Genomic DNA, 12,824 nt, shown 5'->3' on the forward strand with positions numbered 1-12,824 from the left:
CTCTTTCAGGCGTGCGGCACGCAGTACTCGGCTTCGGAGAGGCGGAAGGTGGTGCGCTTCATCAGGCGCGGCTGGTCGATCTGCATCACGTCGCGGCGGTGCATGGTGCAGCCGTTGTCCCACATCATCATGTCGCCGTTCTGCACCTTGTGGCGGTACACATGGGCCGGGTCGCCGCCAGCCTCGAACAGCAGCGGCAGCACGCGCGCGTTCTGCTCGTCGCTCAGGCCTTCGATGGCGATGAGGGTGGTCGGGTCTGCATAGAGCGCCTTGCGACCGGTGCCAGGGTGCGTCAGCACGACCGGGTGTTTCGCATCGGGCAGGTTCAGCAGGGCGTTGGCCTTGGCCTTGTCCTGCAGCTCCAGCGTGTTGAGCATGGCGTAGCGCTTGGCATAGCGGTAGATACCGGTGCGGCCGTCGATGAGCTGCTGCACATCGGCGGGCAGCTGGTCCCAGGCCGCGTACTGGTTGGCCCAGTAGATGTCGCCACCGTCGCGCGGCACTTCGGTGCCGTAGAGGATGGCGCCGGTGGCCGGGCGCACCTGGAAGGTCTGGTCGGAATGCCAGTCGACGTCCTCGCCGCCCGCGAAGCCGCCCACGAAGCGGCCGTCGGAGTACTTGAGGGTGCTGAAGTAGATGATCTGCTCGTGGTAAGGCGACTGGATGTCCTTGCGGCCCGAGGTCTCGCAGTGGCCGAAACGCTGGGTGAAGCGCACCAGCTCGGGTTCGTCGAGCGACTGGCGGCGAAAGATCATCACCGGCGACTGGCGCCAGATGGCCTTGAGTTCGGCGATCGCCGCTTCATCGTCGACGATGTCCATGATGGAGGTGTGCACCTGCACCGCGAAATCGGAGTGCAGGGAAGAGGTCTGGATCTTGGGCATGGCGGTGTCTCTGGTCGGGGGTGGACAGGGTCATTCGGGTTTCATCTGGGCGGCCTGGATGAGTTGCGCAAAGTTGCGCCGCTCGGCTTGCAGCCAGGTGGCGAGTTCGGCGGTGGTCTTGGGTTGTGCCCGTTCGAAGCCCAGGTCTGCCAGCGCCTTATGGGTTTCGGGCAGCTCCAGGATCTTTTTCATTTCGGCGCCTAGGCGCGCCTGGATGGGAGCAGGCACGCCCTTGGGCACCATCAGGACGTTCCAGGCCGTGAGGGTGAAGTTGGGCAAGCCCTGTTCGCTCACGGTCTTGACGCCGGGCATGGAGGCCAGTGGCGTCAGGGTGGTCACGGCCAGCGGCTTGATCTTGCCGAGCTGGGTGCGGGTGGCGGCGACGGTGTCGATCAGCACCGGCACGTGCCCGCCGAGCGCGGCGGTCATGGCATCGGCCGAGCCCTTGAACTTCACGGGGAACAGCGGCACGTTCTGCTGCTTGAGCATTTCCAGCACCAGCTGGCCGGTGACGCTGGGGATGGCCACGTCCAACTTGTCGGGTTTGCTGCGCGCCAGCGCGATCAGGTCGGACAGCGAGTTCACCGGCAGGTTGGGCGCGGCGGAGATGGCGAAGGGAATCAGCGCCGTGAGCACGATGGGGTCGAAGTCCTTCTCGGCGTCGAAGCCGGGGTTCACGAACAAGGCCGGGTTCATGGCGTGGGTGCCGTTGGCGCCCATGACCAGCGTGTAGCCATCGGGCGTGGCCCGCGCCGCGGCCGCCGTGCCGATGTTGCCGGAGGCACCGGGCCGGTTCTCCACGAACACGTTCTGGCCCAGCGCGTGCGTGAGCTTCTCAGCGAAGTAGCGGGTGGCGATGTCGGTGCTCTGGCCGGCCGGGTAGGCCACGATGATGCGCACCGGCTTGCTCGGCCACTCGCCTTGCGCGAGTGCGGGCGAGCTCAGCGCGGCCAGCGCGGCCACGGCGGTGCAGCCTTTGAGCAGGGTGCGGCGCAACAGGGATTGCATGGTGGGTCTCCGTATCGTGTTGGTGTGTGTGCGGCGTGTCGCTGGGGTCAAAGGTAGCGCGGGACGCCGTGCTTGCGTGTGCGGTGGTTCTGCAGGGTTTCACATGTTGAACTTGTGCAGGCCACCGGCGGCGGTTCAGGCGGGGCGGCCCGTGTGCGCGTACAGCGGCTTGCCGGCCACCGGCACGCGCGCGGTGAACACCGTGCCCGAGCGCGACTCCAGCAGGTGCAGCGTGCGGCCATCGGGCCCGCCGTAGGCACAGTTGGTGGTGGTGAGGCCGCCGTTGGGCGCGTCGATGCGGTAGAACGGCTCGCCCCTGGGGCTGAAGACCCAGACCGCGCCGAAGCCGACGTGGCTCACCGCCAGCCCGCCTTCGGCATCGAGCGCGATGCCGTCGGGGCCGCCACCGCCCGACATCTGGATGTACACCCCCACCTTGGTGGCCGTGCCATCGGCGGCGAGGGGCACGCGCCAGATGGCGTTGTCGCGCGTCACGGCCAGGTAGACCGCGCTCTCGTCGAGGTTCAGCACCAGCCCGTTGGGGCTGGGGATGCCGGCGAGCACGAGGTCGAGTTCGCCGCTGGCGCGCAGGCGGTACAGACGGCCGCTCGGGTCGTGCAGGCCGCTCATGCCCTGGTCGGTGAAGTACAGGTCGCCGTTGGCGGCGAAGAACAGGTCGTTGAGCCCTCGAAAGCCTTCGAGCCGCGCGCGCTCCAGCACCGGTTCGACCCGGCCGGTCTTCGGGTCCAGGACCAGGAGGCCGCGCCGGAAGTCGGTGATGAAGGCGCGTCCATCGGGGTGGAACTTCAGGCCGTTGGGCTCGCCGTCGTACTGCGTGACGAGGTCGACGTCGCCCTTCGGGTCGATGCGGAAGATGCGCCCCCAGGGAATGTCGACCACCCACAGATTGCCCTGGAGGTCGAACGACGGCCCTTCGAGGAACACGGGTGTGGGCGCGCCGTGCAGCTGGGTGTCGACCCAGTCGCTCCGGCGATCGCGCACCAGGAAACGCTCGGGGATGCGCGCAAAGATCTCGGCCTTCAGCCTTTCGGGTGGTGCAAACATCGTTCAGCCTCCCGACACCCGGCTCGGCAGCCAGAGGGCCAGCTCGGGCAGCACGATCAGCAGGCCCACGAGCAGGAACATGATCAGGTGGAAGGGCACGGTGCCCATCACCACGTCCGACAGGTTGCCGCGCGCAATGCTCTGGATCACGAACAGGTTGATGCCGATCGGTGGCGTGATCTGCCCCATCTCGATGAAGACCACCACCACGATGCCGAACCACACCGGATCGATGCCGTAGGGCGCCAGCAGCGGGTAGAGCAGCGGCACGGTGATGACGATCATGCCGAGGCTCTCCACCAGCGCCCCGAGCGCGGTGAACAGGATGAAGAGCGCGAGCAGGAACTCGAGCTTGCTGAGGTTGAGCCCGACGATGAAGGCCGTGATGTCTTCGCCCACACCCGCCACGGCCATGGCGTACGAAAAGATGAAGGCCGCGTAGGTGATGAACAGGATGTTGCTCGTGACCAGCGTGGAGCGTTTGAGACAGTCCACGAATTCGCGCCACGACAGCTCGCCGAACAGCTTGGCGATCACGATCGCGAAGATGCAACCCGCCGCCGCGGCTTCGGTGGGCGTGGCCACGCCGGTGTAGATCGCGCCCATGATGCCCAGGATGAGCAGCATGAAGGGCACGATGTCGACCAGCGCGCGCAGCACCGTGTCGCGCGTGAGCGCCGCGGTCTCGCGTGGCGCGATCTCCGGCCGGCGGATGGCAGCGAAGGCCAGGTAGACCATGAACATCAGCGTGAGCACGATGCCCGGCACCACGCCCGCCATGAAGAGCTTGGCCACCGAGGTTTCGGTGAAGGTGGCGTAGACGATCATGGCGATGGAGGGCGGGATCAGAATGCCCAGCGTGCCGCCCGCCGCCAGCGAGCCGGTGGCCAGCCGCGCGTCGTAGCGGCGCGCCCGCAGCTCGGGCAGGGCGACCTTGCCGATCGAGGCGGCGGTGGCCACGCTGGAGCCGCTGACCGCCGCGAACACGGCGCAGCCCACGATGTTGGTCTGCAGCAGGCCACCCGGCACGCGCCGCACCAGCTTGGACAGACCGCCATAGACCCGCAGACCCAACCCACTGCCCTGCAGGATGTCGGCCATCAGCACGAACAACGGGATGGCGGTCAGCGTGTAGCTGTCCATACTGCCCCAGCTGGCCAGGCCCAGGCCGTGCAGCGCACCCACGCCGCCCTGCAGCCAGAGGTAGGCGATGCCCGGCAACAGGATGGCGAAGGGCACCGACATGCCGGTGGCCAGCAGGCCGACGAACAGCACGAAGACGCCGATGATCAGGTACTCATGCACGGCCCACTCCCTGTTTCGCGGCTTGCAGCCGGCGCCAGTCGCCGCGCACGGTGGCCAGCAGTGCCCAGGCCAGCATCAGCATGCCCACGGGCATGAAAAAGCGCGGCACCCACAGCGGGGTCATGAGCGAGGTGGCGGCCACGTCCCCCGACTGCCAGGTGATCCACTCGAAGCGCACGAACTCGGCCAACAGCACCGCCGTCACCACGAGGGTGGCGAGGTCGAAGCCCAGGCGCAGGCGCGCCTGCCCGGCGGGGCCGAACCGGCGTTCGACGAAGTGCACGCGGTGGTAGGCGTGTTCGAGCTGGCCCGAGGCGAGCGACAGAAAGGTGATGGCCACGAGCGCGTAGCCCCCGATCTCGTTGCTGAACTGGATCGACCAGCCGAACAGGGTGCGCACCAGCATCTCGGCGCCCATCATGATCACCAGGCCCACCATGGCCCATTCGCTCACGCGGCGGCCCAGGCGCGAGAAGGCGTCTTCGGGCGGGCTGAACGCATCGCCATCTTCCTGGTGCAGCTCGGTGTCCAGGGGCAGCCTTTCGGCAAGATCGGCCATCTCAACGTCCCCCTGCCAGGCGCACCTTTTGCAGCGCCTCCTGCGCCGCCGGCCGCTTCTCGCCCCACTCCTTCCAGTAGGGCGTGATGCGGCGCTCGGCTTCGGCAAGATCGGCCGCGCTGGGCTCGGTGATGACCATGCCACCCTCGGCCAGCTTCCGGGTGATCTCGCCATCCTCGGCGGCCATGGCTGCCGTCATGCGTTTCGTGTGCTCGTCCACCAGCGCCTGCACCTTGGTGCGTTGGTCGGGTGTGAGCTTGCCCCAGGCGTCCTTGTTCACCAGGATCAGCGAGTCGACGAAGCTCACGTTGAGGCGGTAGCTGTACTTGAGCAGATCGCGCCACACATGGCCGTAGCCCGAGCTGGCGGTGAGGGCACCGTCGATCACGCCACGGTCGATGCCGGCGGCCACCTCGGAGGTGCCTAGCGTGACCGGGATGCCGCCGAGCAGCTTGATGAACTCCGACTGCTCGGGCGAAATCACGCGGATCTTCTGGCCCGCGATGTCGGCCAGCGAGGTCAGCTTCTTGCGCGACCACATCACGTTCTCGGGGAAGATGTAGCGGCCCAGCACCACCACGTTCTTCTTCGCGTAGTCGGCGCGCAGGTAGGGCGCGGCGGCGTCCCAGGCCTTCTCGAAATCGGCGCGGCGCGGCAGGAACATCGGCAGGCGCACGATGCCGCCCACCGGCACGCTGCCGATGAAGAAGGCGTCGTCGCCGAGCTGCACCACGTTGTCGGCCACGGCCTGCGTGATGTTGGTGGCCGCGATCGGCAGCGTGCCGCCCAGGTTCAGGCGCACGCTCAGTTCACTCTGCGTTTCTTTCTGGATCGCCTCGAACAGGGCATTGAGGCCCTTGACCGCCGTGACGGTGGCGACCGCGTTGTAGGTGTAGGCGCGCCACTGCGTGGCGGCCATGGCGGCGCCGCTGGCGCCCAGGCCGGCGATGCCTGCGGCGGCGCCGGCCAGATAACCCACGGCGTCGCGCCGCGTCAAACCATGTGCTGTGTTCATGCTGTCTCCTCAGGGGTGGTTGTGGGGATGTCCGGTCGGGCGACCGGCGAGGGGGAAGGGGTGCTGGCGCGTGGCAGCGGTGCGCCCTCGCGCCAGAGGTAGCTCTCATTCAGGGCTTCGAAGTCGTCGCAGCCGATCTGTGCGAGCACCATGTCGACCTCGGCGCGCACGATGGCCAGCGCGCGCGCCGCGCCAGCCTGGCCACCAGCGGCCACGCCGAACAGGGAGGGCCGGCCGAAGATCGCCGAGCGTGCGCCCAGGCAACGCGCGATCACCAGATCGGAGCCGCGCCGCACGCCGCTGTCGAGCATGAGTTCCGCGTGGCGACCCACCGCGTCGCGCACCGCGGGCAGCATGTCCAGCGGGGACGGCGCGGCATCGAGCTGGCGCCCGCCGTGGTTGGAGACGATCAGGCCCTGCGCGCCCAGCTGCACGGCCTGGCGCGCGTCCTCGGGGTGCAGCAGGCCCTTGATGACCAGCGGGCCGCGCCAGGCCTCGCGGATCTTGCGAATGTGCTGCCACGACACCATGGGCGCGGGCGTGAGCGTGCCGTACATGTCGGCCACCTGCGCCGCCTGTGCGCCTTCGGGTGCGTAGGGCAGCCAGTTGCGCATCATGGGAATGCCGCCCGCGCGCAGATAGCGCAACACCCAGCCCGGGTGTCCCATGGCTTCGAGCACGACGCCGGGCGTCATCTTCAAAGGACGAGAAAACCCGTTGCGCTTGTTGCGCTCGCGGTTGGAATTGACCGGCACGTCCACCGACACCACCAGCACCCGAACCTTGGCCCGGATGGCGCGCTGCACGAGATCGGCGTTGATCGACTCGTTCGTGGTGCAGTACATCTGGAACCACACGTTGTCGGGGGCGATGGCGCTCGCGTCTTCCAGCGCCGCGTTGGCCGCGCTGGAGAGCAGGAACGGCACGTTGGCCTCCCGCGCGGCGGCGGCTAGCATCAGATCGGCGTCGGGCCGGAACAGGCCGGCCAGGCCGGTGGGCGAGATGCCGATCGGGCTCGCATAGCGGTGGCCGAACAGCTCCACCGACTGGTTGCGCCGCGACACGTCGCGCAGGTAGCGCGGCACCAGCGTGTAGCGCTGGAAGGCCGCGCGGTTGCGTTGCAAGCAGGCTTCGTCATCGGCACCGCCATCGATGAAATCGAAGGCGATGCGCGGCAGTTTGCGGCGGGCCTGCTGTCGCAGGTCTTCCAGGTTGATGGCGGATGGGATGGAAGGCATTCGCGAGGTTCATGAAGGACGACCCCGCGAAGGTAGAGGTCCGGCGCCTTCGCGAGAAGGCGCTGGCCGGCGTGAAGTTCACATGTTGAACTTACGCGCGTCGGCCGACAGGGCGTCGGCTGCGAGCTGCAATTCCTGGTGCACCTGTTCCAGGCGCTCGGCCGGATACAGGTCTGCCGTGCCCACCAGCGACAGCGAGGCAAAGGCTTCGCCGGCTTCGTTGATGATCTTGATGCCGAAGGCGTGCACGCCCGGCACCACGTCGCCCAGGTTCACGCCCCAGCCATGCTCGGCCGAGCGGTCGTACATCTTCTGCAATGCGGCCAGGCGCACCGTACCGTTGCGGCCGATCTCGACGGCCAGGTTTTCCGCCTGCACGCGCCGCACCTCTTCTTCGGGCAGCGTCTGCAGGATGGCCACCCCACCGGCGGCCGAGAACAAGGGCCGGCGCGTGCCGGGGTAGACCATCATGCCGGCGAGCTGCAGCGAACCGGCCCGCTGGCTGCACACGTACTCGTTGCCGCTGCGGTACAGCAGCAGCGCCAGGCCGCCCATGCGCTTGGCGAAGGCGTTCACGCTCGCCTCTGCCGCGCGCTGGAACTGCATCGCGTCAGGCAAGGCCAGGCCGAGCTCGAACATGAAGGGGCCGGGCAGGTAGTGGCGGTCGCTGGCGCGCTGGCGCACCAGGCGCTCCTCCACCATGCACGAGAGCATGCGGTGCACCGTGCCCTTGTCCATGCCGCAGGCGACGGAAAGGTCCGACAGGCGCCAGCCGAACTGGGGCCGCGCCGCGATGGCGCGCAGGAGGCGGATGGCCTTCGTGAGGCTCTGTGTTCCGGAGCGGTCCGCGTTGACGGCACTGGGCCGCGCGCGAAAGATGTGTTCTTCAAGGTTCATGGCCGTTGATTCTGTCGACTGGCCACGGGCCGCTCAAGGCACCTCGGGGTTTCCCCCAATCCCTCCATTCCAGCCGCGGAACCTCGCTTTCAGGATGCGAACTGCGCGTCCGGCCGACCGAATCAGGCCGCGCGATCGGCCACCGCCGCCATGAAGCGCAACACCTCGCCCGCCACGTCCTGCTGCGGCGAGCCCAGGCTCTGCACCGTGGACACGTGGTTGTGGCCCCGGTTGAAGACGAAGCGCGGGCTCTGGCCGTTCGCGCGCGTGAGCGCGTGCGCCAGCGCATAGGTCTGCTCGGCGATCCAGCCGGGGTCGAGTTCGGCCACGGCGAGGCACAACGGCGTGTCCAGCGCGCGCACGTGGGTGAGCGGTGAGCGTTGGGGATACAGCACGGCGTCTTCCCCGAAGTAAGCCTTGGGTCCCGCCGGCAATGGCGCTTCGGCACGGTACAGGCCGCTCATGAGCAGCACGCCGTCCACGCGCGCCGCAGGTGCGCCGCCGCGCGCGGCGTCGTCAAACAACCAGGATGCGACGTGGCACGCGCCCGCCGACTGGCCCCAGAGCACCAGCGGTGTGGCGTCGCCTTGCGCTTCCCGGTCCTGTTGCACCCACTGCAGCACCGCCTGCAGATCCTGCGTGCCGGCGGGCCAGCCGTGGGTGGTGGCGAGCCGGTAGTTCGGCAGCACCGCCGTGAACCCCTGGCGCGCGAGCCAGCAGCCGACGTTGCGGTAGTACACGCCATCGCCGTTCTTGTCGCCCGCGACAAAGCCGCCGCCGTGCACGTAGACCGCGGTGGCGCGGCTGAGGCCCTGGGGCTGGTAGACGTCGAGCCGGTGGCGCTCGTGCGGACCGTAGGCCTGGTCGATCCGCTCTTCGCCCACGGGCGCGAGGTCCAGCAGCGGCCGGTACAACGCGCGCGTGGCGGCGAGCACCTCACCGTCGAAGACGGTGCCGAAGGCGGCGAGCTGGCGTTCGATCTCGGCCACGGAATGGTGGTCCTGGGGTGCGTTCATGACGGAGTTCCTTTCATGCGGGAGATGCGGCAGCCTCATCGAGCCTTCGCAAGCTGTCGAGGCCGCGCCGCTCGCTGTCGGCGCCGGGCTGCGCCCAGCCGTGTTCGAGTTCGACCAGGCCCTGGTAACCACGGCGCGCGAGCGTTTGCAGCACGCCCGCGAAGTCCACCTGGCCCGTGCCGGGTTCGAGACGGCCGGGGCAGTCCGCCAGCTGCACGATCTCGATGTGCTTCCACGCCGCATCGAGTTGCGCGAGCAGGTCGCCGTCCATGGCCTGCACGTGCGCGGTGTCGAAGATCAGGCGCACGGCAGGATGGTCCACCGCACGCAGCACGGCGAGTGCGTCGGGTAGGTGGTGCAGCAGCATGCCGGGCACGGTGTGGGCGTTGAGCGTCTCCAGGCAGAGCACGAGACCATCGCGCGCGGCGAGGTCGGCCGCGTGGCGCAGGTTCCGCACAAAGGCTTCGCGCTGGGGGCCGATGGGCCGATCCGGATCCGCGCCGCCCAGAACCGCGAGCTGGCGCGCGCCCACGCGCTGTGCCGCCGCCTTGGCCTGTTCGAGCTCGGTCGTGATCCAGCGCCGCGCGTCGTCGCTGTCCGTGGCCCAACTGGTGTTCTTCAGCTGGTCGAAGGTGGTGGTGAGCACGCAGCCGGCCTGCAGACCGCGTTGTGCCAGGGCATGCCCCACGCGCGCCTGCTCGCCCGCGTCGAGCCGCCGCACCGCGGCGCAGAGCACGCCGGCAAACCCCTGGTCGGCGGCGAAGGCCACGTGCTCGACCGGGTCGTCGCTGCCCACGAGTGCGCGGAACATCGGCTCGAAGGGCGGCCGGTAGCCCAGGTGGGGTGCGTAGCGCAGGTGCCAGCTCATGGGGTGCTTTCGACGGCGCGGGGCGCGAGCGTTTCGGGGTTGAGGCAGTGCGCGGGCTTCTCACCGCGCGCGAAGGCGGCGAGCGCATCCACCGCCAGGCGGCCCATGCCTTCGCGCGCCTCGTGCGTGGCGCTGCCGACGTGGGGCAGCAAGGTGGTGCGCGGCAGTTGCAGGAAACGGCGATCGATCTGCGGTTCGCGCTGGTACACGTCCAGCCCCGCTGCGCCGACGTGTCCCGATGCGATGGCCTCGATCAGCGCGTCCTCGTCAACCAGGTCGCCGCGCGCGATGTTGATGAACACCGCGCCGCGCGGCAGCAACGCCAGCCGGCGCGAGTCGATGGCACCACGCGTCTGCGGCGTGGACGGTGCGCAAACGCAGAACACGTCGCTGTGTGCCATCAGCGCGTCGAGCGTGGGGTGGTATCTGAAGCCTTGCGCGTCGGGGTGCGGCGAGCGGTTGTGGTAATGCACCTGCATGCCAAAAGCCCGCGCGCGTTGCGCAATGCCCAGGCCAATGCGCCCCATGCCGAAGAGGCCCAGGCGCCGGCCGGTGAGCTGCACGCCGAGGAAGCGCGTAGGCGACCACGGCCCCCAGCCACCGCCGCGCAGCGTGGCTTCGGCCGAGGTCGCATCGCGCGCGGCCGAGAGGATGAGCAACATCGCCACCTCGGCCACCGCGTCGCTCAGCACGTCGGGTGTGTTGAAGACCGGCAGGCCGCGCTGCGTGGCGGCAGCCAGATCGATGTGGTCGTGGCCCACCGAGTAGGTGGCGATGGAACGCACCGTGGGCGCCAGGGCTTGCAAGGCGGCAGCGTCGAGGCGGTCGGTGGCCATCACCAGCAGCGCGTCGCAGCCCTGCGCCCACGCCGGCAGCTGTGCGCCAATCGGTTTGTCGTGCGGCCAGAGCACCAGCTCGAACGCGGCGCGTGCGCGCACCAGCACCGCGTCGGGCAGGGTGCGTGTGATCAGCAGGCGGCGTTTCATGCCGGTCCTGCGCACAACAGTTCGCGCCCGATGTCGGGGATGCGCGGCGTGCCGCACAGCTGCAGCGCACGGCGCAGTTCTTCGGTGAGGATCTGCAGCGCGCGCTCCGCGCCCGCTTCGCCGCCGGCGGCCGCACCGTACAGCGTGGCGCGGCCGATGGCCACGGCCTGCGCACCCAGGGCGAGCGCCTTGACGATGTCGGTGCCCCGGCGCACTCCCGAGTCAAGCAGCACGGCGCAACGACCCTGCACGGCGGCCACCACCTCGGGCAACGCGTCCACGGCCGCCACCGCGCCGTCGAGCTGGCGCCCGCCGTGGTTGGAGACCCAGATCGCGTCGACCCCCATAGCGGCCAGGCGCGCGGCATCGTCGCCGCGCGACACGCCCTTGACCATGAAGCGGCCCGGCCAGCGCTCGCGCAGGCGGGCGAGTGCGTCCCAGCCGAACGAGGCGTCCAGCGCCTGCCCGACCTTGATCGCGATGGAGGCGCGGGGGTCGGTGTCGCCGTCGAAACCGGCCATGTTCTTGAAGCGTGGCTGGCCATGGCGCAGCATCTGCCAGCACCAGCCCGGGTGGCGTGCGAAGTCGAGCGCGGTGCGCACGTTCGGCCGCAGCGGCACGGTGAAGCGGTTGCGCAGATCGCGCTCGCGTTTGCCGCCGGTGGCCAGGTCCAGCGTGACGACCAGCGCCTCGAAGCCAACCTGCTGCGCGCGCTGCAGCAGGCGCTGCGTGAACACCTGGTCGCGCAGCACGTACAGCTGGAACCACAGGCGTCCGCCGACGGCCGCGACCTCTTCGATCGACGAGGTTGCCATGGTGGACAAGGTATAGGGAATGCCCAGCCGCGCGGCCACGCGGGCGATGGCCACGTCCGCGCCCGGCCAGCCCGCGCCGATGGCGCCGGTGGGCGCGATCACGAGCGGTGCCGCCGACGGCGCGCCGACGAGCGTGGTGCGCAGATCGGGTTGCTGAACGTCCACCAGCACGTGCGGACGCAGGCGCAGGCGCTCGAAGCCCGCGCGGTTGGCGCGCAGGGTGATCTCGTCGTCGGCACCGCCATCGAAGAAGTCGAACACGCCGCGCGGCAGGCGCGCCTGCGCCAGGCGGCGCAAGTCTTCGATCGAACTGGCGTGAAGCAGGCGTCGGGGCATGTTCAAGGCGTCGGCGTCCTGGCCGGGCCGAACTTCACGTCCGGAAACGCCGCCACCGCACCCGCGCCACCGTCGACCGCGATCACCTCGCCGGTGATGTGCGCGCTCAGGTCGGAAGCGAGGAACAGCAGCGGCCCGGCGATCTCGGCTGGCGTGGCCGGGCGGCCGATGGGAATGACCTTGCCGATCGCGTCCCACGCGTCTTCGCCCAGGCGTTCGTTCAGTCGGGGCGTGCGCACGTAACCCGGCGCCACCGCGTTGACGCGCACGCCCCGCCGCGCGTATTCCACGCCGGCGCAGCGCACCAGGTGGTGCAGCGCGGCTTTCGAGGTGGCGTAGGCGCTCTGGTTGGGCACGGCGCGGTTGCCGCTCATCGATCCCACGAAGGCCATGCTGCCGCCGCCATCGGCGGCCATCATTTCGCCACCGATCTGGATCGCGAGGAAGGCGTGGCGCAGCACGATGTCGAACTGCTGCGCCCAGCCCTCGTCGTCCACCTCCGACAGGGCCTTGATGCCGGCCACGCCGATGATGTCGACCGTGCCGTGCACGCGGCCGAACTGCTGGCGCGCGGTGTCGAAGATGCGCTGCATGTCGGCGCGCGAGGTCACGTCGGCCGCGCAGGGCACGCCGCCCACGGCCTGCGCGATGCGCTGGGCCAGCGCCTCGTCGCGGTCCACGCAGAGCACGCGCGCGCCGGCCTGCGCCAGCGCGTGCGTGGCCTGCTCGCCAATGCCCTGGCCCGCACCGAGCACGACGAAGCCACGGCCTTGCAGGCTGAGCAGCGAGAGGTAGTCGGGCGTGCCGGCGTTGGTGAAGTGATTCATGCGGG

General features: G+C 69.4%; 13 protein-coding genes. All 13 read right to left on the bottom strand.

Features of this window, described 5'->3' with window-relative positions; translation table 11 throughout:
- Positions 1 to 5: 5 nt before the first annotated feature.
- The 13 genes from F9K07_RS00570 to F9K07_RS00630 all read right to left on the bottom strand — a co-directional run bounded on the left by F9K07_RS00570 (position 6) and on the right by F9K07_RS00630 (position 12,819).
- On the bottom strand, positions 6 to 884 hold the full coding sequence (locus F9K07_RS00570; protein WP_159588352.1) for a TauD/TfdA dioxygenase family protein: 879 nt from the start codon (positions 882 to 884) through the stop codon (positions 6 to 8).
- A 30-nt stretch (positions 885 to 914) separates the two neighbouring features.
- The gene (locus F9K07_RS00575) at positions 915 to 1,892 is read right to left on the bottom strand and encodes a Bug family tripartite tricarboxylate transporter substrate binding protein (protein ID WP_159588354.1); all 978 of its coding nucleotides are present in this window, start codon (positions 1,890 to 1,892) and stop codon (positions 915 to 917) included.
- Positions 1,893 to 2,027: 135 nt separating this feature from the next.
- On the bottom strand, positions 2,028 to 2,957 hold the full coding sequence (locus F9K07_RS00580) for an SMP-30/gluconolactonase/LRE family protein (protein WP_159588356.1): 930 nt from the start codon (positions 2,955 to 2,957) through the stop codon (positions 2,028 to 2,030).
- A 3-nt stretch (positions 2,958 to 2,960) separates the two neighbouring features.
- Positions 2,961 to 4,262: a TRAP transporter large permease gene (locus F9K07_RS00585; protein ID WP_236581762.1), complete on the bottom strand. Its 1,302-nt coding sequence runs from the start codon at positions 4,260 to 4,262 to the stop codon at positions 2,961 to 2,963.
- Positions 4,255 to 4,821: a TRAP transporter small permease subunit gene (locus tag F9K07_RS00590; RefSeq protein ID WP_159588358.1), complete on the bottom strand. Its 567-nt coding sequence runs from the start codon at positions 4,819 to 4,821 to the stop codon at positions 4,255 to 4,257. The genes F9K07_RS00585 and F9K07_RS00590 overlap by 8 nt, the downstream gene beginning before the upstream one ends.
- Before the next feature lies 1 nt (position 4,822).
- Positions 4,823 to 5,836: a TRAP transporter substrate-binding protein DctP gene (dctP, locus tag F9K07_RS00595; protein WP_201451498.1), complete on the bottom strand. Its 1,014-nt coding sequence runs from the start codon at positions 5,834 to 5,836 to the stop codon at positions 4,823 to 4,825.
- Entirely contained in the window at positions 5,833 to 7,074 is a 1,242-nt protein-coding gene (locus F9K07_RS00600) for an alpha-hydroxy acid oxidase (protein ID WP_159588360.1), read from the bottom strand. The genes dctP and F9K07_RS00600 overlap by 4 nt, the downstream gene beginning before the upstream one ends.
- Before the next feature lie 78 nt (positions 7,075 to 7,152).
- Positions 7,153 to 7,971 carry an IclR family transcriptional regulator gene (locus F9K07_RS00605; protein ID WP_159588362.1) on the bottom strand — a complete coding sequence of 273 codons (819 nt, stop codon included), beginning with the start codon at positions 7,969 to 7,971 and terminating at the stop codon, positions 7,153 to 7,155.
- Positions 7,972 to 8,093: 122 nt separating this feature from the next.
- Positions 8,094 to 8,987, bottom strand: a complete 894-nt coding sequence (locus F9K07_RS00610) for an alpha/beta hydrolase (protein WP_159588364.1) — start codon at positions 8,985 to 8,987, stop codon at positions 8,094 to 8,096.
- A gap of 13 nt (positions 8,988 to 9,000) precedes the next feature.
- Positions 9,001 to 9,855: a TIM barrel protein gene (locus tag F9K07_RS00615; protein ID WP_159588366.1), complete on the bottom strand. Its 855-nt coding sequence runs from the start codon at positions 9,853 to 9,855 to the stop codon at positions 9,001 to 9,003.
- Complete coding sequence (locus F9K07_RS00620) at positions 9,852 to 10,841, bottom strand: 2-hydroxyacid dehydrogenase (protein WP_159588368.1); 990 nt, start codon at positions 10,839 to 10,841, stop codon at positions 9,852 to 9,854. The genes F9K07_RS00615 and F9K07_RS00620 overlap by 4 nt, the downstream gene beginning before the upstream one ends.
- On the bottom strand, positions 10,838 to 11,992 hold the full coding sequence (locus F9K07_RS00625) for an alpha-hydroxy acid oxidase (RefSeq protein ID WP_159596760.1): 1,155 nt from the start codon (positions 11,990 to 11,992) through the stop codon (positions 10,838 to 10,840). The genes F9K07_RS00620 and F9K07_RS00625 overlap by 4 nt, the downstream gene beginning before the upstream one ends.
- Before the next feature lie 2 nt (positions 11,993 to 11,994).
- Positions 11,995 to 12,819 carry an SDR family NAD(P)-dependent oxidoreductase gene (locus tag F9K07_RS00630; protein WP_159588370.1) on the bottom strand — a complete coding sequence of 275 codons (825 nt, stop codon included), beginning with the start codon at positions 12,817 to 12,819 and terminating at the stop codon, positions 11,995 to 11,997.
- Positions 12,820 to 12,824: the final 5 nt, after the last annotated feature.

It is taken from the genome of Hydrogenophaga sp. BPS33, assembly GCF_009859475.1.
Classification (GTDB): domain Bacteria; phylum Pseudomonadota; class Gammaproteobacteria; order Burkholderiales; family Burkholderiaceae_C; genus Hydrogenophaga.

Bases quoted from the DNA above. Each gene is read 5' to 3' on its own strand.
- F9K07_RS00575 (WP_159588354.1), bottom strand. From the start codon at position 1,892: ATGCAATCCCTGTTGCGCCGCACCCTGCTCAAAGGCTGCACCGCCGTG.
- F9K07_RS00600 (WP_159588360.1), bottom strand. From the start codon at position 7,074: ATGCCTTCCATCCCATCCGCCATCAACCTGGAAGACCTGCGACAGCAG.
- F9K07_RS00605 (WP_159588362.1), bottom strand. From the start codon at position 7,971: ATGAACCTTGAAGAACACATCTTTCGCGCGCGGCCCAGTGCCGTCAAC.
- F9K07_RS00615 (WP_159588366.1), bottom strand. From the start codon at position 9,855: ATGAGCTGGCACCTGCGCTACGCACCCCACCTGGGCTACCGGCCGCCC.
- F9K07_RS00620 (WP_159588368.1), bottom strand. From the start codon at position 10,841: ATGAAACGCCGCCTGCTGATCACACGCACCCTGCCCGACGCGGTGCTG.
- F9K07_RS00590 (WP_159588358.1), bottom strand. From the start codon at position 4,821: ATGGCCGATCTTGCCGAAAGGCTGCCCCTGGACACCGAGCTGCACCAG.
- F9K07_RS00610 (WP_159588364.1), bottom strand. From the start codon at position 8,987: ATGAACGCACCCCAGGACCACCATTCCGTGGCCGAGATCGAACGCCAG.
- dctP (WP_201451498.1), bottom strand. From the start codon at position 5,836: ATGAACACAGCACATGGTTTGACGCGGCGCGACGCCGTGGGTTATCTG.
- F9K07_RS00570 (WP_159588352.1), bottom strand. From the start codon at position 884: ATGCCCAAGATCCAGACCTCTTCCCTGCACTCCGATTTCGCGGTGCAG.
- F9K07_RS00625 (WP_159596760.1), bottom strand. From the start codon at position 11,992: ATGCCCCGACGCCTGCTTCACGCCAGTTCGATCGAAGACTTGCGCCGC.
- F9K07_RS00580 (WP_159588356.1), bottom strand. From the start codon at position 2,957: ATGTTTGCACCACCCGAAAGGCTGAAGGCCGAGATCTTTGCGCGCATC.
- F9K07_RS00630 (WP_159588370.1), bottom strand. From the start codon at position 12,819: ATGAATCACTTCACCAACGCCGGCACGCCCGACTACCTCTCGCTGCTC.